At 73.3% G+C, this 23488-nt stretch carries 10 protein-coding genes; 6 read left to right on the plus strand and 4 right to left on the minus strand.

Annotation, left to right across the window (positions count from 1 at the left end; translation table 11 throughout):
* Positions 1-226: 226 nt before the first annotated feature.
* Together ACIQNG_RS12435 and ACIQNG_RS12440 are read left to right on the plus strand one after the other, a co-directional pair.
* Positions 227-1222, plus strand: a complete 996-nt coding sequence (locus ACIQNG_RS12435; protein WP_401484415.1) for a hypothetical protein — start codon at positions 227-229, stop codon at positions 1220-1222.
* The gene (locus ACIQNG_RS12440; RefSeq protein ID WP_401484416.1) at positions 1222-1890 is read left to right on the plus strand and encodes a TetR family transcriptional regulator; all 669 of its coding nucleotides are present in this window, start codon (positions 1222-1224) and stop codon (positions 1888-1890) included. Before ACIQNG_RS12435 ends, ACIQNG_RS12440 begins: the two co-directional genes overlap by 1 nt.
* 129 nt (positions 1891-2019) lie before the next feature.
* Here the strand turns inward: ACIQNG_RS12440 and ACIQNG_RS12445 are convergent, their stop codons facing one another.
* A complete protein-coding gene (locus tag ACIQNG_RS12445; protein ID WP_401484418.1) occupies positions 2020-3771 on the minus strand; it encodes an AMP-binding protein in 1752 nt (583 codons plus the stop codon).
* Between the two features lie 249 nt (positions 3772-4020).
* On the opposite strand from ACIQNG_RS12445, the gene fabD reads away from it, so the two are divergent.
* Together fabD and ACIQNG_RS12455 are read left to right on the plus strand one after the other, a co-directional pair.
* Positions 4021-11553, plus strand: a complete 7533-nt coding sequence (gene fabD / locus ACIQNG_RS12450; protein WP_401484421.1) for an ACP S-malonyltransferase — start codon at positions 4021-4023, stop codon at positions 11551-11553.
* Positions 11554-11640: 87 nt separating this feature from the next.
* On the plus strand, positions 11641-16335 hold the full coding sequence (locus ACIQNG_RS12455; protein ID WP_401484423.1) for a beta-ketoacyl synthase N-terminal-like domain-containing protein: 4695 nt from the start codon (positions 11641-11643) through the stop codon (positions 16333-16335).
* A 73-nt stretch (positions 16336-16408) separates the two neighbouring features.
* On the opposite strand, the gene ACIQNG_RS12460 is transcribed toward ACIQNG_RS12455, so the two are convergent.
* Positions 16409-17179, minus strand: coding sequence for a BTAD domain-containing putative transcriptional regulator (locus tag ACIQNG_RS12460; protein WP_401426337.1), 771 nt, complete (start codon positions 17177-17179; stop codon positions 16409-16411).
* 405 nt (positions 17180-17584) lie between these two features.
* Between ACIQNG_RS12460 and ACIQNG_RS12465 the strand changes: the two genes are divergently transcribed.
* Together ACIQNG_RS12465 and ACIQNG_RS12470 are read left to right on the plus strand one after the other, a co-directional pair.
* On the plus strand, positions 17585-18505 hold the full coding sequence (locus ACIQNG_RS12465; RefSeq protein ID WP_401484425.1) for an ATP-binding cassette domain-containing protein: 921 nt from the start codon (positions 17585-17587) through the stop codon (positions 18503-18505).
* A complete protein-coding gene (locus ACIQNG_RS12470) occupies positions 18502-20133 on the plus strand; it encodes an ABC transporter permease (RefSeq protein ID WP_401484427.1) in 1632 nt (543 codons plus the stop codon). Before ACIQNG_RS12465 ends, ACIQNG_RS12470 begins: the two co-directional genes overlap by 4 nt.
* A 261-nt stretch (positions 20134-20394) precedes the next feature.
* Here the strand turns inward: ACIQNG_RS12470 and ACIQNG_RS12475 are convergent, their stop codons facing one another.
* On the minus strand, positions 20395-21432 hold the full coding sequence (locus ACIQNG_RS12475; RefSeq protein WP_401484429.1) for an alpha/beta fold hydrolase: 1038 nt from the start codon (positions 21430-21432) through the stop codon (positions 20395-20397).
* Positions 21429-23327 (minus strand): HAD-IIIC family phosphatase, encoded by a 1899-nt coding sequence (locus ACIQNG_RS12480; RefSeq protein ID WP_401484431.1) that lies wholly within the window; start codon positions 23325-23327, stop codon positions 21429-21431. The genes ACIQNG_RS12475 and ACIQNG_RS12480 overlap by 4 nt, the downstream gene beginning before the upstream one ends.
* Positions 23328-23488 lie beyond the last annotated feature (161 nt).

Genomic DNA, 23488 nt, shown 5'->3' on the forward strand with positions numbered 1-23488 from the left:
GCCAGGTTCGCGCCCCCGTCTAAAAGAGGGCCAAAAAAACACCCACAGGGGGAGTTGTGGCGACCGCACGGCCCACGCCAGACTGGGTCCTCAACAACTGTTGAGTGGAATCATCCTGTTTGTCAGCAACTGGGAGCAGATCGTGACTTCTCCGGCTGCCGGGCCGACCGCCGGTACAGCGCCGCCCGAACCGTCGGCCACACCCCGCCGTCCCCCCAACTACCGTGTGCTGTTAGGCCCTTCGCTGCTCGGGCTCTTCCTGGTCATCGCATTCGCCGGGCTGATGATCCCCGGCCTGCGCAGCCCCGCCCCGCACGACCTGCCGCTCGGCGTGGCAGGGCCGCCCGCGGCCGTCGAGCGCCTCGGCCAGCAACTGGAGGCGGGCGCACCGGGCGCCTTCGACGTGACCGAGTACGCCGACGAGACGGCGGCCCGGGACGCGCTGCGCGACCAGGAGGTCCTGGGCGCCATCGTCATAGGGTCGCAGGGCGCGCCCGCGCTGCTCACCGCGAGCGCGGCGGGCGACGCGCCGACCCGGGCGGCGACCGCGGCCTACGAGCGGCTGACCGACGAACTGGGCACCCCGCCCAAGGTGCAGGACGTCGCGCCCTTGCCCGAGCGGGACTCCCGGGGGGTCAGCGCAGTGCTGCTGTGTGTCGCCCTGTCCGTGGGCGGACTCCTCTTCCAGGTGGGCCTGAGCCTGGCGGCGGGCGGCGAACGGGCCTCGGCCCGCCGACTGGCCTCCGTCGCGTACGCGGTGGTCGCCGGACTGATCGGCGCCCTGCTCGCGGGGCCGGTCACCGGTGCCCTCACGGGGCACTTCGCGGAGCTGCTGGGGATCGCGATCCTGCTTTCGCTGACCGTCGTCGGTGTGGTGGCGGCCTGTCAGGCGGTGCTGCGCGCGCTCGGCATCGTGGTGGGCGCGCTGCTGGTGCTGCCGCTCGGAGTCTCGTCGTCCGGTGGTGTGGTCGACCCGCACTTCCAGCCCGCCTTCTACGCGGCCGTCTCGGAGTACCTGCCCATGGGCAGCACCGTCTCGCTGCTGCGTCGGGTCCTCTACTTCGACGGCAACGCGGCCGGCGGCCCGCTGCTCACCCTGGCGCTGTGGGCGGCCGTCTCGTGGATCCTGGTGCTGGTGGTGGAGCGGTTCCGGCCGTTCCGCCCGGTGGTGGTCATCCTGCCCGCCTCCGCGGTGAGCGCCGGCGACCCGCGGACGGCCTGATGGCGGCCGAGCCCCACGGCCCCGACGCGGCACTGGAGAATCGCCGCGAGCTGATCCGGCTCGCGGCGGTCGAGCTGTTCGCGCGGCACGGCTACCGCGGTACCACGATCCGGGCCATCGCGGAACGCGCGGGCGTGGACCCGGCCCTGGTGATGTACCACTACGGCAGCAAGGAGAAGGTCTTCTCCCTGGTGATCCGCGAGGCGATGCGCGCCGAGGAACTGCTCCCCGCGCTGCCCGAACTCCTGGACGAACCCCAGGGCGACGACGGTCCCGACGGCATGCGGGGCGGTCCCGATGGCACGCCGGGCGGGCCCGGCAGCCGCCTGGTGCGGGGGTTCCTGACCCGCTGGGAGGACGCCGCGGCACGCTCCTCGCTCCTCGTGGTGTTCCGCTCCGCGATGGAACACCCCGAGGCGTCGCAGCTGTTCCGGGAGGTCGCCGGCGGGGAGTTGCTGATGCCCATCGCCCGCCGGATCCCGGCCCCCGACCCCGAACTGCGGGCCGTACTCGTGGCGTCCCTGCTCGTCGGGCTGGTCACCGGCCGCTACGTGGTACCCATCGGCCCGCTGGCCGACATGGACCTGGACGGAGTCGTGGACCTCTACGGGCCGTACGCCGACGCCATGCTTCTGGGCCGGCTGGGCACACCGCCGCCCCTGCCGTGACAGCGCCCGTCCCGGCTGTGACAGTGTCCGTCCCGACTGTGACGGCACCCGTCCCGGCCGGGACGGCATCGCACCCGTCCCGGCTGTGACGGCATCGCACCCGTCCCGGCCGGGAGGCACCGCGTCCGCTCAACGGCGCCCGGGAAGGGTTCCCTTGACCAACGCGTCCACCACCTGGCGCCGTTGCAGCTTGCCGCTCGGCGTCTTGGGCAGGGCGCCCCGGGGCACCACCTCGACCCGTGCCGGACGCAGTCCCGTCTCCGCGGAGACCGCGGCGATCACCGCCTCGCGTATCTCGGCCACCCGCTCGGCGTCGGCGTGGCTGCGGGACTCCACCACCAGGACCAGCGCCTCGGTGCTGCGCTCGGGGTCCGGGCAGCCCACGGCGGCCACCGCGTCCGCGCGCAGCCCGTCGACCGTGGCAGCCGCCGCTTCGAAGGCGTACGGGTGGTAGTTGGACCCCGCGATGATCACCACGTCCTTGATCCGGCCGGTGACGTACACCTGGCCGTTGTCCAAGAACCCCTGGTCGCCGGTGTCCAGCCAGCCGTTGTCGAGAACCTTCGCGGTCTCCTCGGGCTGGCGGTAGTAGCCCGACATCATGGAGGGGCAGCGCAGCAGGATCGTCCCCTGGCGGCGGTCCGGCAGGTCCGAGCCCGCCGCGTCCACCACCCGGATCTCGATCTCCTTCAGCGCACTGCCCGACGACACCAGTTCCTGGCGCTCGGGGTCGTCCGGCGCGGCCTCCACGACCTTGCCGTCGGCGGCCAGCCGGTCCCGGCGCACGGGCAGTGTGATCAGCGGGTCGCCCGCCACACACATGGTCGCCGCCAGGGTGATCTCCGCCATGCCGTAGCACGGCGTCATCGCCCGCTCCCGGTAGCCGTAGGGAGCCATACGCTCGGCGAACGCCCGCAGTGTGGCGGTCTGTACCACCTCGGCGCCGTTGCCCGCGAACCGCCAGCTGCTGAGGTCCAGCCCTTCGAGCTTGGCGTCGGGCACGTTCGTCGCGCACAGGCGGTAGGCGAAGTTCGGCGCCGAGGTGAAGGTGCCCCGGTAGCGGTGCATCGCCCACAGCCACCGCTCGGGACGCAGCGCGAAGGACAGCGGCGGCATACTGGCCACCGGCAGCCCGTGCAGCAGCGGGGCGATGCTCAGACCGATCAGTCCCATGTCGTGGTGGAGCGGCAGCCAGCTGACGACCAGATCGCCCGCGCGGTAGCCACGGTCACCGATCGCGGCGGCGTTGGCGAAGACCGCCTCGTGGGTCAGGGTCACGCCCCGGCTGTCGCCCGTGGTGCCGGAGGTGAACTGGATCAGCGCGAGATCACCGGGGCGCGCCCGCACCGAGCCCGGCACCAGACCGCCTTCGAACGGCGGCTCCACGATCGTCACACCCGCCTGGGCGCACGGCGCCGACACGGCGTCCCGGAACTCCGGTGACGCCACCAGGGCACGGGGCTCCGCGCGGCTGATCAGCAGCCGCAGCCGGTCCTCCCAGCGCTGCCGGCGCATGGTCGCCAGGGGCGGCTCGCACACGAAGGGGACGGCGCCCAGCAAGAAGCAGCCGTGCAGCGCCGCGTAGGCGTCGACGCCGGTGTCCATGCAGAGCCCGACCCGGTCACCGGGGCGTACCCCGTGCTCGGCCAGGGTGGTCGCCGCCGCCGCTGCCAGCTCGGTGAGTTCGGACGCGGTGAGCCGCACCGGCGCACCGGACCCCTCGACGTAGGCCAGCGGGCGGTCGGGATCCTGGTCGGCGATCTCCAGCAGGGCGGCGCCGATCGTGCCGGCGGAGGCCAGGGACGCGGGTCCCGGACGCTCCTCGGGTTCAAATCCCCTGCGGTCCGCGTGTACATCCTCGGCCGAGACGGCAACTGACATTTCCTACCCCCGAATTGACTACCGCAGAGCGGCTGAAAATAACATGGCCAATACGAGCATATGATGAGCAGAATGCGACAGGTAAGTCAAGCACGGCAATTGACGGATCGCGGCTTTAGTGGACCGCAAGTGCGTCCTTAGTCGCTCCGGTCATGATGGAGCGGCTCACATTTGCCGGACATTCTTTGGAATCCGCAGCCGAAAGAGTTCGGATCGGTATTCCCCACGCAACCTAAGGAACAACACGCCGTGTTCGCGCTCGTTTTTCCCGGCCAGGGTTCGCAGCACAAAGGCATGGGTGCGCAGCTCTTCGCCGCCTTCCCGGAACCGGTGGCGGAGGCCGACGAGATCCTCGGCTATTCCGTCGAGGAACTCTGCCGTGAGAACACCGACGGACTGCTCCAGGCCACCGAGTTCACACAGCCTGCCCTGTACGTCGTGAACGCGCTGAGCCTGCTGGCACATCGCCGGGACGGCGGGCCCGAGCCCGACTTCGTCGCCGGGCACAGCCTCGGCGAGTACAACGCGCTGCACGCGGCGGGTGTCTTCGACTTCGCCACCGGGCTGCGCCTGGTGGCCAAACGCGGCGAACTGATGGCGAGGGTGGCCGACGGAGGCATGGCCGCCGTGGTGGGCCTGACGGCCGAGCAGGTCGAGGAGGTCCTCGGCGCACCGGGTCTGGGGAACCTGTCGATCGCCAACTACAACAACCCCACCCAGATCGTGGTCGCCGGCCCCCGCGAGGACGTCGAGCGCGCGCGCTCCGCCTTCGAGGACGCCGGCGCGGGCCTCTACACGGTGCTGCGGGTCAGCGGGGCCTTCCACTCGCCGTACATGTCCGACCTGCGCGACGAGTTCGCCGACCACGTGCGGACCTTCACCCTGCGGTCGCCCGCCCTCCCCGTGATCTCCAACGTGACCGCGCGTCCCTACGACGACGACGTCGCCGGCGCGCTGATCAGCCAGCTCGACCACCCCGTGCGGTGGACGGACACCGTGCGCCACCTCCTTGCCCAGGGCGTCACCGACATCGAACCCCTTGGTCCGGGCCGGGCCCTGCGCGGTCTGATCCAGGCGACCCGGCGCGACGCGGAGCGGCCCGCCCCGCAGCCCGACGAGACAGTCGCGCCACCGAGGGACGGGGAGCTGCGCCTGCGGCGGCCCGAGCGGCAGCATGCGACCGCCGGTCCCACCGGCACCCCGCGGAAGCCGCTGCGCGAAGCGCTGCTGCGCGACCTGCGCCGCACGGTCGCCGAGGTGCTGAAGGTCGAGCCGTCCGCCGTGCGGCCCGGGGCGGAGCTGAGCACCCTCGGTCTCGACTCGATCCGGCTGATCGAGTTCGCCGAACGGCTGCGGCGGGACTACGGGATGGACCTCACCCCTTCCGTGTTCTTCGAGCACTTCACGCTGGAGGCTTTCGCGGACCACCTGCTGACGGAGCACCACGACCTGGTGAAGGCCCGCCATCCGGACACGGAACACGCCGACACGGAACACGCCGACGCGCGGCACGACGACACGCGGGACGGCGACGCGGGGGACGGCGACCCCGGGGACGACGACACGGAGCGTGGCGGCGCACGTGCGGCGGTGTCCGCCGGGCCGGGCACTTCGGCCGGCCGGGGTGCCGAGGACGAGGCCCCGTACGCCGTCGCCGTCGTCGGTGTCAGCGCGGTCCTGCCCGGCGCCGGGGACCTTGAGCAGTTCTGGCAGCGGCTGACCGCAGGAGACGAACTCGTCGGCGGCGTACCGGGCGACCGCTGGAGCGACTGGGCGGGACCGGAGCGGGCGCGCGGCGCCCACGGAGCCTTCCTCGACGAGGTCGACACCTTCGACTGCTCCTTCTTCGGCATCGCACCGCAGGAAGCGGAACTGATGGATCCGCACCAGCGGTTGTTCCTCCAGACCGTGTGGAAGGCCATCGAGGACTCCGGACGACGCCCCGGCGACCTGGCCGGCAGCCCCACGGGACTGTTCGTCGGCCTCAGTTCCATGGACTACCTGGAGGTGCTGAGCCACAGCGCCGCAGGACCCCAGGCGCACACCGCCACCGGCCTCGCCCACTCCGTGCTGCCCAACCGGGTGTCGTACCAGCTCGATCTGCGCGGCCCCAGCGAGGCCGTCGACACCGCCTGCTCCTCCTCCCTGGTCGCCGTCCACCGCGCGGTGCGCAGTCTGCGCTCCGGCGAGTGCGACCTGGCCGTCGCGGGCGGCGTGAACCTCCTCCTCAGCCCCACCCCGTTCGAATGCTTCGGCCTCGCCGGGATGCTCGCACCGGACGGGCGCTGCAAGACCTTCGACCGGTCCGCGAACGGCTACGTCCGCGGCGAGGGCGTGGTCGCGGTGGTCCTCAAACCGCTGGCCGCCGCCGAGGCCGACGGCGACCACATCCACGCCGTGATCCGGGGCAGCGCCGTGGGCCACTCGGGCCGCAGCGCCTCACTCACCGCACCCAGCCCCGACGCCCAGGCCGACGTCATCGTCGGCGCCTGGCGGGCCGCGCGGCTCGACCCGGCCACCGCGACCCACATCGAGACCCACGGCACCGGCACCAGCCTCGGCGACCCCATCGAGATCGAGGGCCTCAAGCAGGCGTTCACCCGCCTCTACCGTGACTGGGGGCACCCCGCGCCCGCCGAGCCGCACTGCTCCCTGGGCTCGGTGAAGACCGCCGTCGGCCACCTGGAGGCGGCAGCCGGGCTCGCCGGACTGGTCACCATGGTGCAGGCCCTGCGCTACCGCCGGCTCCCCGCCCTGCGCCACTTCGAAGCCCTCAATCCGTACATCCGCCTGGACGGCAGCCCGTTCCGCATCGGTGACCACGACACGACCTGGGAGACGCCGACCGCCGCGGACGGCACCGCGCTCCCGCGCCGCTGCGGAGTCAGCTCCTTCGGCTTCGGCGGCACCAACGCCCACGTCGTCCTGGAGGAGTACGTCACCGACCGGGCGGCCCCCGCCCCGGCCCCCGGCCCGCTCCTCGTCCCGCTGTCCGCCCGCACCCCCGACGTACTGCGGGAATACGCCCGGGACCTGGCCCGCCACCTCGACCGGCACGCTCCCGCCGACGGGACCCCGGACTTCGCCCTGACCGCGCTGGCCGACACCCTCCAGCTCGGCCGGGAGCCGATGCAGGCACGGCTCGCCGTGGTCGCGGCCGACGCCGACGACCTGTACGACGCGCTGGTCCGCTTCCTGGGCGGCGAGGAGCAGGGCGACACCTGGTACACCGGGCACGCCGGCGGCACCGCCGAGCTGTCCCGCGCCCTGCTCGACGGCCCCGAGGGCGCGGCCCACCTCGCCGCCCTCGTCGCCGCGGGGAAGACCGGCGCCCTCGCCCGGCTGTGGGCCGCGGGCGCCGACCTCGACTGGACGGTGCTGCGCGGCGACCGCCCGGTGCGCCGGACACCGCTGCCGACCTACCCGTTCGAACGCCGGCACTGCCGTCCGCAGGACCTCGCGCCCCAGGGCCACCCGCGTCCGGCGGTGGAAGCGGCCGGCGCCGCGGCACCGGCCGCGCCCCCGGACACGGTCTCGCCGGAAGGGATCCGCGCGCACCTGGTCCACCTGTTCGCCGAGACACTGAAGTGGCGGCCGGAGGAGATCGATCCGTCCGCCCGATTCGAGGACCTCGGCCTCAACTCACTCCTCGTGGAGAAGCTCCGCCGCCGCCTGGAGGAGCGCTACGGACCCTTCGACAGCACCACGCTGTTCACGTACAAGAGCCTGGACGCGCTGGCCCGCCATGTGACCGAACGGGTCCGCCGCACGTCCGCACCTCCGACGGTCCCCACGTCGCCCGAGGCGCCATCGCCCGCCGTGGCCCTCGCACCGCCGGAACCGGCCGCTCCCGCTCCCGCTCCGACGCCGACGCCGACGCCGACGCCGACGCCCACGCCGACTCCGGCTCCGGCCCTCCTTCGCGCCGCCTCCGGTGAGGCATACGACGGCCCCGCCGACATCGCCGTCATCGGGATCGGAGGCCGCTACCCCCACGCCCCGACCCTGGCCGACTTCTGGGAGAACCTGCGCCAGGGCAGGGACTGCGTCGGTGAGATACCGCTCGACCGGCCCGGCTACCGGCGATACGCGGAACTGGCCCAGGAGCGCTTCGGCGAGGCGTGGCCACGCTGGGGCGGATTCCTGGACGACATCGACGCGTTCGACGCGCAGTTCTTCCACATCTCGCCGCGCGACGCCCGCCTCCTCGACCCTCAGGAGCGGCTCTTCCTCACCACGGCCTGGGAGACCCTGGAGGACGCCGGATACACCCCGGCCTCCCTGGCGGACCCCCGGCTCGGCGACCGGCGCGCCTCCGTGGGCGTGTTCGCGGGAGTGACCTACAACAACTACCAGATGTTCGCCGGGAACGACCTGGACCAGGGCGTCTGGCGCATGGTCACCTCCCAGACCTTCTCCGTCGCCAACCGGATCTCGCATCTGCTCAACCTGGGCGGCCCCAGCCTCGCCCTCGACACCGCCTGCTCCTCCTCCCTCTACGCGATCCACCTGGCCTGCGCCGCGATCCGCCGCGGCGAGTGCGCCACCGCCCTCGCGGGCGGCGTGAACCTGTCGCTGCACCCCAGCAAGTACGTCATGCTCGCCGAGGCCGGGTTCCTCGCCGAGGACGGCCGCTGCCGGGCCTTCGGCGAGGGAGGCACCGGCTATGTCCCCGCCGAAGCGGTCGGCGCCGTCCTGCTCAAGCCGCTCGACCGGGCCTTGGCGGACGGCGACCGGATCCACGCCGTCATCAAGGGCTCGGCGGTCAACAGCGACGGCCGCACCTACGGCTACGGCGTGCCCAACCCGGTCGCACAGGCCGAACTCGTGCGTGCCGCCCTGCGCGACGCCCGCGTGGACGCCGGCACCATCGGCTACGTCGAGGCACACGGCACCGGCACCAGCCTCGGCGACCCCATCGAGGTACGGGGCCTCACCGAGGCGTACGCGGACGCCGCGGCCCCGCACCGGCACGGCGGACGTCCGCCGTGCGCCATCGGCTCGGTGAAGTCGCTCATCGGCCACGCCGAGGCGGCGGCCGGAATCGCCCAGGTCACGAAGGTCGTCCTCCAGATGCGGCACGGCACACTCGTGCCCTCGCTGCTCCACTCGCCGGGCCTGAACCCCCATCTCGACCTCGACAGCACCCCGTTCCGCGTGCAGCGCGAGACCGCCGCGTGGGACCGGCTCCGGCCGTCCGCCCCCGGTGGCGAGGAGTCACCGCGCCGGGCGGGGATCAGCTCGTTCGGCGCGGGAGGCGTCAACGTCCACCTCGTCCTGGAGGAAGCCCCGGCCAGGCCCCGACCGGCCGCCGTGGACCCCGGCCGTCCGCTGGTGTTCCCGCTGTCCGCCCGCACACCCGAGACCCTGCGCTCCTACGCGTCCCGCATGGCCACCTTCCTGCGCTCCCAGCAACGCACCCCGGTGGAGCGGGACGAGGACGCGGCCCGCCCGGTCGACGTCGCGCACACGCTCCAGCGGGGCAGGGAGGCCATGGAGCACCGGGCAGCGTTCACGGCCCGCACCCTCGCCGAGGCGATCGACGGCTTCGAGCGGGTGGCCGACGGTCAGAACCTTCCCGCAGGCGTCCACATCGGCCGCCGTCCCGGCCGCTCGGGCAGCGCACCGGCCGTACCGGCCGTACCTGCCGACGCCACGCCCGAGGAGACCGCCGCCCGGTGGGCCGAGGGCGCCGACACCGACTGGGCGGCCACGCCCACCGGCGGACGACGGACGTCCCTGCCGACGTACCCGTTCTCCCCCGAGCGGTACTGGCTGGAGCCGACCGGCGGCACCGGCCCGGCACATCCCGGCCCCGTAAGCGAACCGCGCGCCGACGCCTCCGACGACACGGACCTGCGAGCCGTGCTCGGCGCCGTGCCCCGCAGCGAACGGCACACCACCCTGGCCACCCACATGCAGCGGGAACTCGGTGTCCTGCTCCAGTTCCCGCCGGACAGCCCCCCGGACCGGCAACGCGGCTTCTTCGAACTGGGCCTGGACTCCGTGATGGCCGTCCGGCTCGGCAACCTCCTGGAGGAGTCGCTGGGGCTGGTCCTCTACGCCGGCGTCGTCTTCGACTACCCCTGCATCGACGATCTCGCCGGCCATCTGCTGGACCAGCTCGAACTCGACCAGCCCCACCCGGCCGCACCCACTTCCGCCGTACCCACTTCCACCGCCCTCCCGGACGGCGCCACGGCACCGCAGGTCGTCCACTACACCGCCGGCTGGGAACGGGCCGACGCGCCCCTCGGGCCCGGCGACTGGCTCACCCGCCCGGTCCTGGTCTTCGACACCGACGGATCCCTCACCGAACGCGTCCGACGGCACCACCGCAATGCCGCCGAGGTGATCGGCGTACGTCCCGGCGGGCGGTACACGGCGTCCGGCACCGAGCGGACGGTCCGGGCCGGATCCCCCGATGACCACGCGGACCTGCTCACCGGCCTGGACACACCTCCCGCCACCGTCCTGCACGCCTGGACCGATCCGCGCACCGCGCTGACGTCGGTGTTCCACCTCAGCCAGGCCCTGCTGCGGGGCGGTCTGCACCAGCCGGTACGCCTGCTCCGCCTGCACACCGCCACCGGTGGACCGGCCGACGCGCTCGCGGAAGCCTTCGGCGGCTTCGCCCGCTCCGTCGAGCACGAGAACCCGCGCCTCGTCCAGCAGGCCGTGACCGTGCACTCCGCGCACACTGCGGACACTGCGGGGGGCCATCCGGCGGACGCGCTTCTCGCCGCCTGCCTCGCCGAACTGGCCGCCGGGACCCGCTCCGAGGCCGAGGTCCGGCACAACGACCAAGGGCGCTGGGCGCGCAGGCTCCGGGAGGTGCCCGCCCACCCGCTCGCACCCGCCGCCGACACCGTCCGCCCCGGCACGACCTGGGTGATCACGGGCGGAGCCGGTGGACTCGGCCTGCTCTTCGCCGGGCACCTGGCCCGCCGGGCCCGCGTCAACCTGCTCCTCGTCGGCCGCTCCGAGCTGACCGACGACCGCAGGACAGCCCTGGAGGACCTCCGGGCGCTCGGCAGCGACGTCCGGTACGAACGCGCCGACGTCGCCGACCGGGCCGACGTGGACCGGCTGCTCGCCCTCGCCCGGGAGCGGTGGGGCGCCGTGCACGGCGTCATCCACTCCGCCGGTGTGCTGCGCGACGGGCTGCTGCCGAACAAGACCGCCGACGAGATCGACACCGTGCTCGCGGGCAAGGTCGACGGAGCCGTCCACCTGGACGAGGCGACCCGCGACGACGACCTCGACGTCTTCATGGTGTTCTCCTCACTCGCCGCGCTCGCCGGCAATCCCGGCCAGGCCGACTACGCCTTCGCCAGCCGTTTCCTGAACGCCTTCAGCCGCGCCCGCGAGGAGAAGCGGGCCGCGGGGGAGCGGTCCGGCGCGAGCATCGCCCTGGTGTGGCCGTTCTGGCGCGAGGGCGGCATGCGGGTCGACGCGGCGACCGAGGGCTTCGTACGCCGCAGGCTGGGCCTGACCCCGCTGGACAACGCCGTCGGTGTCGCCGCGTTCGACGCGGCACTGCGGCACGCGAGGCCCGAGTTCGGGGTCGTACACGCCGAACGGGCCAAGCTGGAACGGCTGTTGCGCATCGAACCGCCCGAGCACACCGAACCGCCCGAGCAGGGCGAACCTTCGGCGCGCACCGACCGGCCGGAACCGAAGGCGGACGGTGCCTCGGCGGTGGACGGTGTCCCGGCGGCGGACGGTGCCTCGGCGGTGGCGGCCGAACTGGAGCACCTCCTGGCCGAACTGGAGCTGTAGACGTGCGGTGCGAGCACCTGTGCCGGACGTCCGCGACGGAGCCGGCCGCGGGGGCGTCCGGCGCAACACTGGGGGAGAGGAACCACCATGACCGATGACGCCCTGCTGAGGCGTTCCCTGGACGCCGTGCGCGCACTGCGGGAGCAGGTCGGGCAGTTGCGCGCCCGGACCGAGGAGCCCATCGCGGTGGTCGGCATGGGCTGCCGCTTCCCCGGCGGCGCGGACAGCCCCGACCGATTCTGGGACCTGCTGCGCGCGGGCCGCGACGGCACCATGGACGTCCCCGCCGACCGCTGGCCCGCCGACCACTGGTACTCGCCGAACCGCAGCACCCCCGGCACCTCCTCCACCCGACGCGGCGGCTTCCTCGCCGAGGGCGTGCACGCCTTCGACGCGTCGTTCTTCGGCGTCACGGACGCCGAGGCCCACGAGATGGACCCGCAGCACCGGTTGCTGCTGGAGGCGAGCTGGCAGGCCCTCGAACACGCCGGCCTGCTCTCCGGCACCCGGGCAGAACAACGGGTCGGCGTCTTCGTCGGCATCTCCGGCTCCGAGAACGCCCTGCGGCCCCGCCCCCTGCGGGACACCGGACCGTACACCGCCACCGGCTCCGCGATCAGCGTCGCCGCGGGCCGGGTCGCGCACACCCTCGGGCTGCGCGGCCCCACCCTCGCGGTGGACACGGCGTGCTCCTCGTCGCTGCTCGCCGTGCACCTCGCGGTCGAGAGCCTGCGCCGCGGCGAGTGCACGGCGGCCGTGGCCGGCGGGGTCAGCGCGATGATGTCACCCGCCGTCATGGTCGCCCTCAGCCGGATGGAGGCCCTGGCCGAGGACGGGCACTGCAAGGTCTTCGACGCCGCGGCCGACGGCTACGCGCGGGCGGAGGGCTGCGGCATGGTCGCGCTCATGCGCGCCGGGGACGCCGCGGCCGTACGTGCCCCCGTCCTCGCCCTCATCAGGGGATCGGCCGTGAACCACGACGGACGCACCAGCGGTCTGACCGTCCCCAACGGCAGGGCGCAGCGCGAACTGATCACCCAGGCCCTGAAGACGGCCCGGACCGCACCGCACGACGTCGACTACCTGGAGGCGCACGGCACGGGCACCCCGCTGGGCGACCCCATCGAGGTGCGGGCCGCCGCCGACGTCCTGTGCGCCGGCCGGCCGGCCGGGGCCCCGCTGCGCATCGGTGCCGTCAAGTCCAATGTCGGGCACCTGGAGGCGGCGGCCGGAGTGGCGGGCCTGATCAAAACGGTCCTCGCCCTGCGGCACGGCGAGATCCCGGGCAACCTGCACCTGCGCACCCCCAATCCGCGGCTCGGCGTCGAGCGGCTGCCGGTGGTCCTCAACGACCGGACGACGTCCTGGCCCGATCATCCCGACGGCCGGCCGCGCACCGCGGGCGTCAGCTCCTTCGGCTTCAGCGGCACCAACGTGCACGTCGTCGTCGCCGAACCCCCGGCCACGCCCGCCCGCGAGAGCGGCCCCGAGCGCCCCGCCCACGTGCTGGCCCTGTCGGCCCGCGACCCCGAGGGCCTGCGCGCCGCCGCCGCCCGCCTCGGCGACTGGCTGGCCCGCCACCCCGACGCACCGCTGGCGGACGTCTGCCACACCACCACCGCCCGCCGCGCGCACTTCGCGCACCGCGCCGCCTTCGTGACCGCCTCGCGCGGCGACCTCACCGCCCGGCTGGCCGGCCTCGCCGCGGGCGAGGTCCGTGAGGCGTCCGGCGGCGGCAGGCGGCTCTCCGCCTCCGACGCGGTCGGCGCCCGCGACCGAGCCCCCGCGCGACCGGTCGCCTTCCTGCTCGACGCCACCGCGGACCGGGCGGACCGCATCGTCGCGGCCCTGCACCCCACCCACCCCGGCTTCCGTGCCCACTACGACGCGTGCGCCGCCGAGCTGGCCACCGCGGCGGGCGCCGCACCGGACGCCCCCGGGTGCCCCGGCACCGGCCTCGCCGCCGACGTGCGGACCGTCGCCTGCCAGGTCGCCCTGGTGCGTACGCTCACGGACTGGGGCGTCGTACCCGGCGCCGTGGCCGGCGGGAACGCTCCCGGCGACCTCGCGGCCGGCCTGCTGGCCGACGCCCTCGGCGGCCGTGACGCGGGCCTGCTGCTCGGCGCCCGGTACACCGCCGCGCCCACCGCCGCGACCCTGCCCCGGCGGGCCCCGGCCCTGCGTCTGCTGCACGGCCCGCAGGCCGGCGAGGTGACCGCCGACCAGGCCGCCGACCCGGCGTTCTGGTCCCGGCCCGGGACCGGCACCTCCCCGCGGGCGGCGGCCGGAGCGCTCGCCCCGCACGGCTACGACACCCTGGTCCACATCGGCGGCACACCGGCACAGGACGACTCGGACGGCATACGGCGACTGCCCGGCCACGACATCTGGCGGGAACTCCTCGACAGCCTGGCCCAGCGCCACCTGGCGGGCGACGACGTCGACTGGGCCGCCTTCGACGACGGCTACGACCGGGCCCGGCTCGACCTCCCCGGCCAGACCTTCCGGCGCCGCGCGTACGGCACCACACCCGCCGGGCCGGACACCCCGGCGGCACCCGGCACCGGCGCACCGGTCGGCACCCTGGGGCTGCGGACGGTGCCCTCGCCGCTGGAGCAGCGGCAGTTCACCGCCCTGGTGAGCCGCGCGCTGCTGCCCGAGGTCGCCGACACCGCGGGCGTCGTCCACATCGGCTACTACCAGGACATGCTCGCGTCGGCGACACGTGCCGGGGACGGACTGCGGCTGTCCGGCGTCACCTTCGAGCAGGCGCTCACGCTCTCCGGCAGCCGCGAACGCGCCCTGCACCTCGTCGTCGGCCCACCCGAAGGCGACGGCTGGTCGACGTTCTCGGTACACAGCCTGGCCGTCGACCCACCGGACCCGACCACCGCCACCGCCACCACCGCCTCCGCCACCGGCGACCCCGCCTCCGCCACCGGCGACCCCGCCTCCGCCACCGGCGACCCTGCCTCCGCCGCCGGCGAACCGGCCCTCTGGCGTCGGCACGCCGGAGGCCGGGTGCGGTCCGGGCCGACCGGCCAGGACCCTGCCACCGGCCCCGAGCCGCTCGGCCCCGAGCCGCTCACCGAGCAGACGCGCGCGGACATCATGAGGCGCTGCGCCGTACGCATCGACGGCGCCGAGTTCTACCGCCGCCTCAGCGAGCGCGGAGTCCCGTACGGCCCATCGGTCGAGTGGGTCACCGAGGTGTGGCTCGGCGACGGCGAGGTCCTGGCCCGGCTCCGCGCCCCGTCACCCGCCGAGACGCAGGGCGGGCCCGGCCGGCCCGCTCCCGAACTGCCGGTGCCGCCGGGCGTCCTGGACGCCTGCGCCCCGCTCTACGCGCTCGCCGCGGAGGGGGACCTGCACGAGCGTGACCTCTACATGGTGGCCGGCTTCGGCGAGGCCGGTTTCGACGCTCCCGCCGACGGCCCCCTGTGGTGCCACGTACGGCTGACCGCACCCGCCACCCGCGACACCCTGGTCGGCGACCATGTGCTGTGCGCGGAGGACGGCCGCACGGTCGGCTGGGCCCGCGCCACCGAGATCCGGGTCATCGGCGCCGGTGGCCCCACCCCGGACGCCCCGCTCACCGACGCGGCGGCCGACGCGACCCGTGCGCGCTGGCGTGGCCCGGCCGGTCACGCCGCCCTGCGGTCCCGGCTCGCGCGGATGGTGGGGGAACTGCTGCATCTGCCGCCCGACGACGTCCCGTTCGGTGAATCCCTCGCGGACGCCGGTCTCGACTCGCTCGCCGCCCTGGAGCTGCGTCGGCTGGTCCAGACGGAGGCCGCGGTCGATCTCCCGGCCGACCTGCTCATCGCCGGACCCACCCTCGGCGAGATCCTGGACCGGGTCACCGCGTCCGTCGAGGGGCACACCGCGACCGCGCCCCGGCGCGCCTACGACACGGACAGCGCCCGGTGGCTCCCGGCCACCCCGCGCGACGACCGCGCCGTACGGCTCTTCTGCCTCCCCTACGGCGGCCGTGGTGCCTCGCTGTACCGGGACTGGGCGGTCGCCGCGGACTCCGGGCTCGACGTGTGCCCGATACAGCTGCCCGGCCGCGAGGAACGAGGCGACGAACGCCCCCTCGATGCCGTGGAGGAGGCGGTGGAGGCCGTCGCGCAGGCCGTCGAGCCCTACGCGGACCGGCCCTTCGCCCTGTACGGACACAGCATGGGCGCCCTGCTCGCCTACCGGCTGGCGCACCGGCTCGGCCCCAAGTACGGGGAGTCGCTGCGTCACCTCTTCGTCAGCGCGTTCAGCGCGCCGACGGGGCGGGAGAACCCGCTCGGCGCGCGGCTGCGGTCGGCCACCCGCAGTCTGGGCTTCACCGGCATGCCCGACCACGAGGACCTGATGCGGCTGCGCCGCGCGGAGCCGGAACGCTATCTCGACGCGCTGCGCGAGGAACTGGGCGACGATCTGGCCGGTATGGCGGAGGTCGCCCTGGACGGCGCCGGGTACGCGGACCTCCGCATCGTCGAGAGCTACCGCCACGACCTGACGGAGCCCTTGCTGGACGTGCCGGTGACGGCCTTCCACGGCGCCGCCGACCCGGTGGTGTCCGAGGCGGAGGCGAGGGCCTGGCAGACGCTGACCGGCGGGGCTTTCGAACTGCTGGTCCTGCCCGGCGACCACTACTTCGTCCACGGCGACCAGAGCGGCCCCAGGGTCCTGGCGGAACTGACGCAGCGGCTGCGCCTCCCGCACGGGTCACACGGGCCGCACGGGTCACACGGGCCGCACGGGTCACACGGGCCGACGCCGAGCTGACCAGGCCGAGACGCCGCTCGGGCGGGCGGAGCCGTGGTGGCTCCGCCCGCCCGAGTGACGTCGGGGAGACGCGTCATGCCGTGTGCGGGAGTTCCAGCCGTTCGTCGGCGATCAGGATGGCCTGCTGCAGATCGCGCAGCGCCCGGCACGGTTCCAGGCCCAGTTCCTTGTTGAGCCGGCTCCTGGCCTGCTGGTAGGTGCGCAGCGCGTCGGCCTGCCGTTCCGAGCGGAGCAGGGCGAGCATGAGCTGACGGTAGAACGTCTCGCGCAGCGGGTGCTCGGACGTCAGGGAGGCCAGCCGGCCCACGAGTTCGCGGTGCAGCCCGAGACTGAGCTGAGCCTCGATGAGCAACTCGACGCACTCCAGCCGGGTCTCCTCCAGCCAGGTGGCGAAACCCTCGATGACCGGCCCGTCGCACAGATCGCCCAGAGCCGGGCCGCGCCACAGGGACAGCCCCGTCTCGAAGGCCGCCACAGCACTCTCCGGCCGGCCGTCCTTGAGGTGCCGGCGCCCCTGATGGAGCAGCTCCTGGAACCGGGCGACGTCGAACTGGTCGTCGCCCAGGTGGAAGAGGTACCCCGGCGGCCTGGTCAGTATCGGATTGTGCCGACTGCCGGGCTGCGCGAGGAACTTGCGGAGCTGGGAGATGTACACGTGAATGCCCGCGGTGGCCCGGCGTGGAGGGTTGTCCCCCCAGATTTCGGCGATCGCCTCGTCGATGGAGACCACCTGTCGGGCGCGGATGAGCAGAAGGACCAGGAGCACCTGCATTTTCCTGGCACTGACGAACTTGCTGCCCCGGCTGTCGGTCACTCGAACCGGTCCGAGAATGTCGTATCGCACGAACTCAACCCCCGTGAAAAATATGCTGTGTCCGCTGCTGTTCCTTTACCGGAACCATGTTCATGTGCTACTGCTGGCGACCTCCGAGTGGTGGGCCGGCTGTTGTTCCGTTGCGCGTGCAGGTTATGAGGAATCAGAGGGCCCTCGAAAGCCCCTAACCCCCCTAAAAATCCCCTAAGAATAGCTTCAAAACCGCTGGTCACGGGCAGGGGAATGGCATTGTTGGGCGGGCTGATCGGGCTACCGGAGTCCTCGGTTCTGCGGGGCGGTCGCGGGGGGTGCGGCGCGAGGGGGCGACCGGGCCGTCGGTGACGCCGGGTCCCGTCGAGGAGCGGAGCGGGGCTCCTCCCGGCCACGAGTTTTCGCAGATTTCACAACATCATGGAAGTTTGATATGTTGTGACAGTGACGAACTCTATTGCCGTAGCAGGCTTAGTGAAGACGTTCGGCCAGGTTCGGGCCCTCGACGGCCTGGACCTGACGGTCGAGCAGGGTCAGGTGCATGGCCTCCTGGGGCCCAACGGCGCCGGCAAGTCCACGACCATCCGGGTGCTGCTCGGCCTGCTGCGGGCCGACGCCGGTGAGGTGCGGCTGCTGGACGGCGACCCCTGGCAGGAGGCAGTGGACCTGCACCGCCGGCTCGCCTACGTCCCGGGCGACGTGAACCTCTGGCCGAATCTCTCCGGCGGCGAGTCGATCGACCTGATCGGCAGGCTGCGCGGCGGCATCGACAAGCAGCGCCGCGACGAGTTGCTGGAGCGCTTCAAACTCGACCCGTCGAAACGGTTCCGCACCTACTCCAAGGGAAACCGGCAGAAGGTCGCCCTCGTCGCCGCGCTCGCGTCGGACGTGGAGCTGTTCATCTTCGACGAGCCCACCTCCGGCCTCGACCCGCTCATGGAGTCGGTCTTCCAGAGCTGTGTGCTCGACCTGAAGCGGGCCGGCGCGACCGTGCTGCTGTCCAGCCACATCCTCGCCGAGGCAGAGGCCCTGTGCGACCGCGTCAGCATCATCCGCGAGGGCCGGACCGTCGAGTCCGGCTCCATGAAGGAACTGCGCCACCTCACCCGTGTCTCGGTCACCGTCCAGACCGAGCGCGAATTGACCGGCCTGGACCGGTTCGAAGGAGTCCACGACGTGCACTCCGGCGCCGACGGGCTCAGCTTCACCGTGGACAGCGGCAAGGTCGGTGCCGTGATCAGCCACGCGGCCGACTTCGGCATCGTGTCACTCACCAGCACCCCGCCCACCCTGGAAGAGCTGTTCATGCGGCACTACGGCGACGAGGTGCACGCCCAGCGCGAACCGGCCGGAGCACGGCGATGAGCCGCTACTTCGCCGGCACCGGCGATCTCCTGCGGCTCGCCCTGCGCAGGGACCGGATCCAGCTGCCCCTGTGGATCCTCGGCCTGACCCTTGTCCAGACGGCCACCGCGTCGAGCATCAGTGGCCTGTACGAGACCGACAAGGACCGGATCGCCGCCCAGATCAGCGCCGCCGACAACCCGGCCTCGCTGGTGTTCAGCGGCCTGGTCTCGGGCGCCAGCGAGGGCGCCACCGCGATGACACAGTCGTTGCTGCTCGTACTCGTGGCCGCCGGTCTGATGAGTATCCTCGCCGTCATCCGCCACACCCGCCAGAACGAGGAGCTGGGCCGCTCCGAGCTGATCGGCTCCACCGCCGTGGGCCGGCACGCGGCCCTCACCGCGGCCCTGCTGCTCGCCGTCCTGGCCAACGTGGCGCTCGCCGTCGTGAGCGCCCTCGGACTGTCCTCGGCGGGGCTCCCCCTGGGCTCCTCCTTCGCGGCCGGCGCCGCGATCGGCGCGGTCGGGGTCTCCTTCGCCGGCGTCGCCGCGATCACCGCCCAGATCTGGGAGAGCGCCCGCGCCGCCAACGGCGCCGCGGCAGCCGCGCTCGGTGTGGCGTTCATGCTGCGCGCCGTCGGCGATGTGGCCGGGCGCACCACCGACGGCGGACTGCGCGTCGAGAGCGCCTGGCCCTCCTGGCTCTCCCCGATCGGCTGGGGCCAGCAACTGCGCCCCTTCGACGAGGACCAGTGGTGGGTGCTCGCCCTGCCCCTGGCCGCGTTCGTCGTCCAGGTCGGTGTGGCGTTCGGCCTGACCCGCATCCGCGATGTCGGCATGGGCATGCGCGCGGTCCAGCCCCGCCCGCCCGAGGCCACCCCCGCCCTGCTCAGCCCGACCGGTCTCGCCTGGTTCCTGCACCGCGGCTCGCTGGCCGGCTGGGCCGTCGGCGTGTCCGTCATGAGCTTCGCCTTCGGAATCGTCGGCGACGAGATCAACGACTTGATCGGCGACAGCGAGCGCACCGCCGAGATCATCCAGCAACTCGGCGGCACCGGCTCCCTGCTGGACGCCTACCTCTCCGCCACCATCGGCCTGATGGGCCTCGCGGTCGCCGGCTTCGCCGTCCAGTCCCTGAACCGGATGCGCAACGAGGAGACCAGCGGCGGAATGGAAACGGTGCTGTCCACGGCGACCAGCCGGTTCGGCTGGATGACGGGCCATCTGGTCGTCACGCTCGCCGGAGTCACCGTACTCATGCTGCTCACCGGGATCAGCGCCGCCGTCGGCTACGGCCTCGCCACCGGCGACATGGGAGCGGAGTTCGGCTCCCTCGTCGGGGCCGCGCTGGTACGTCTGCCGGCCGTGCTGGTCCTCGCGTCGTTCGCGGTCCTCGCCTTCGGCTCCCTGCCCCGGCTCGCGGTCAGTCTGCCCTGGGCGGTGTTCGCGGTGTGCCTGCTGATCAGCCAGATCGGCTCGACCCTGGACCTGCCGCAGGCGGTGCTCGACCTCTCACCGTTCAGCCATGTGCCCGGGCTGCCGGGCGGCGAGTTCACCCTCACTCCCCTGCTGGTCCTGCTGGTGATCACGGCGGTGTTCACCGCCGCGGGCACCGCCCTGTTCCGCCGCCGCGATGTGGCCCTTCAGTGACATCCCCCGACTGAGGGCCGGCCGCGACGGCACCAGCCGTCACCGGGACCACGGCATTCCCCCGACGCGGTCCCGGTGACGGCTCTTCATGCGCGGCGCACCGCCCACTCGCGCGGCGCACCGCCCACGCACGCCAGCGCACCGCCCACGCACGCCAGCGCACCGCCCACCCACGGCAGCGCACCGCCCACCCGCGCGGCGAACCGCCCACCCACGGCAGCACACCGCCCACCTACGCCAGCGCACCGCGCGCGGACCCGCTCAGGACGGCGCAGCGCCGTCCCGCATCGCCAGCAGTGATCCGAACGTCCACCGCACGGTCTCCTGGACATGTGCCGGAGCCCCGTGCACGTCGTCGAACTCGTTGAAGCTCAGCCGCCGTACATGCCGGCGCAGGAGCGCCGTATCGCCCGGAGGGACGATCTCGTCGCGCGAACTGGCCGAGTAGCAGACCGGAATGTCCAGGGCGGACAGCTCCTGCGGCGTCAGCGCCCAGTCGGCCAGCACCGTACCCAGTGCCGTGCCGTCGCCCGGCCCGACGCCCGTCAGACGAGCCAGCGTGTCCCGGGTGACACGCGGCAGCCGACGCTGCCAGTCGCCGTCCGTGAAGAAGACCCCGACCGGCGCCCCGGACGTCACGATCCCGCACAACCGCGGGTCCTGCCCGGCCCAACGCAGCGCCAGATGGCCCCCGAAGCTGTTCGCGAGGGCGTAGGTGCGGGAGACGTCCGCGCGGTCCGCGACCGCGTCCAGCACGGCCGGCAGCATCCGCCAGCTCTCCCGGTCGTACACGAGGGTGTTCTCACCCACACCCGGCAGCTCCGTCACCACCACCGCCATCCCCAGCTGGGCCGCTTGCAGCACCACCGGGGCCCACTGCTCCTTCACGCTGACGATCCCACCCGTCACCAGCAGCAGCGGCTTCGGCTCCGCGGCCGACAGACCGCCCGCCCAGCAGGCCAGTTCACCACCGGGCAGCTTCACCCGCACCCGCTCGATGTCCGGGTGCGGCGCCCGCCACCGGTCGAACACCGACCGGGCCTGCTCGTACGCCGCATGCCGCGCCGGACCGTCGACGAACGGGAAGCGGGCCATGGCCGAGCACAGGAAGGCCGGCAGCAGCTCACCGGACGCGGCCAGCGCGGCGGCCGTCGCCGACCACTCCACCGCCCACGACCCCGGCGCGCCGTCCTCGTCGTTGGTGACGCGCTCCAGCACCCCCTCGTACAACGCGGGCGGCAGGTGCAGTGCCCGGGCGTGGACGAGCGTGAACTCCTTCAGTTCGGAGACGTCGTTCATGGTGTTCCCTCCCGCTTCCAGTGCGCCGTCAGGTCCAGATGACCGGGCACCGCCGTGATCCGCCGCAGCGTGTGACGGAACACGACGGACCCGTCCTCGGCGTGGCCGGACGGTGCGAAGCCGTTGCGTGGATAGAAGTCCTTGACCTTGCCGTTCTTGGCGGACGGCGTATAGCGCGCCTCGACCGCTTCGGCGCCGGCGGCGCGGGCGTGCTCCAGCAGCGCGGCCAGACAGCCCTGCTCGATGCCCCGGGCGAAGACCCGGCAGCTGAGCAGGAAGTTCTCGATGTGCCACACCGGTCCGCCGGTCCGTACGAACACCGCCCCCACCAGCCCGTTGTCCCCGAAGCGGTCACCGCAGCGGAGGGCGAGGACCAGGTGCTCCGGCGAGCCGGCCAGGGCGCGGATCTCGTCCTGCTGGAGCCTGCGGGTCGTCAGGTTGAACTGGTTGGTGCGCTGGGTGAGCTGGGCGAGGCGGGCGGTGTCGGGCGCGCCCGCCGCGCTCAGTTCGACGCGCACCTCCAGCTCGCGCAGGTAGTCGTCCAGCGAGGCGAAGGAGTCGAGGAAGTCCTTGCGGACCAACTCCTCGCGGTAGCGCGCCGGGCGCCGTACGTCGTCCTCGGTGACGTCCCGCACGTCGAACCAGCCGTCGGCGAGCACCCGTTCGGTGTGCAGCGCCGGATCGCCGTCCAGGTGCAGCACGGTCACCTCGGGCAGCTCCCGGGCGACCAGACCGCACTCGTAGGCGCTGTCGTCCACGAACACCAGACTGTCCAGGCCGAGATTGAGGTCTTCGGCGAGGGCCCGCAGATTCCCGTGCTTGGGCTCCCAGTTGGCCACCACCCGCACGAAGTCGTCCTCGCGCAGCGTCATCTCCGGGTGCTCGCGCAGCACCTGCCGTACCGGCTCCAGATCGTTCTTGCTGACCGCGGCCAGCAGCACACCCCGCGAGGCGAGTTGTGCCAGCGCGCGTTGCAGACGCCGGAAGGCCCGGCCCCGGCGACCACCGGCGACCTCGATGCCCTCCGGGCCGTCGTCGCCCAGCACCCCGCCCCACAACGTGCCGTCCAGGTCAACGGCCAGCACCTTCTTCGCCCGGCCGGACCGGCCGCGCACCAGATGCCCCAGCTCCCGGGCGAGAGCGGCGGTGAGCTCGGGGGTGTACGGCGTCCCCGTGTACGCCGCCAGACGGGCGTCGCCCAGCGCGGCCGGACCGGTGAGCAACTGGTCCAGGTCGAGCACGACAAGCCCCGGATGCTCCTCCATCAGCCCCAGCAGGCGGGCGTTCCCCTCCCGCCACAGCGCGCCCAGCCGGGCTCGCGAGCGGTGGTCCGCCAACTGCGCGGGAAACTCACGGGGCAGCGGCAGCGTGGTGTACACGAGCGTGCCCGATCCCGCGGAGGCATGGGTGGCGGCGAGTCTGTCCAGCAGCCGCACCTTCTCGGCGAGCACCCGCGCCACGTCCTCGGGGCGCCACGGCCGGGGAACCTCGTCGAACACCACGTCGGCGTCCAGCACACACACGACCAGATCGCCGCCCGCCGCGTACACCTCGCTCGCCGGGTCGGCCAGGTCGAACAGCCAGCCGCCGAAATCGGCGACGTGCGGGCGCAGCAGCAGCCCGTGCCGGGCCAACTGCGCCGTCAGCGGCGGGACGAGACCCGCCACCGTCCCGTGCCCGGTGACCGCGACCGACACGACCGGCTGCTCCGGGTGCCGGGCGAGCACCTCGTCCACGGACAGCCGCGTCAACAACCGTCCCGCACGCTGTAGTTCGTCATCACCGAGCCCACGCAGCAGGGCCGGCAGCCGCCGGTACTCGGCGAGCAGCCGGCCGGACCGGTGCAGGTCGGCCACGGGGTCGGCGGCGGGCGGGGGAGCGGGGGCGGTGGACACGGATCACACCCTCCAGGCGAGGCTTCGCGGGCATCCGCCCGGGGGCGCGACACCGCACACCCGGGCGGGCGCCCCAGCCTCACCGCGCCCGCTTGGCGCCACCTTGCCGCCGCCTAAAGCAGCCGCCCCGCCCTCGCCCCCCCCCCGCCTAAAGCAGTCGC

Source organism: Streptomyces sp. NPDC091377, assembly GCF_044757045.1.
Classification (GTDB): Bacteria; Actinomycetota; Actinomycetes; order Streptomycetales; family Streptomycetaceae; genus Streptomyces.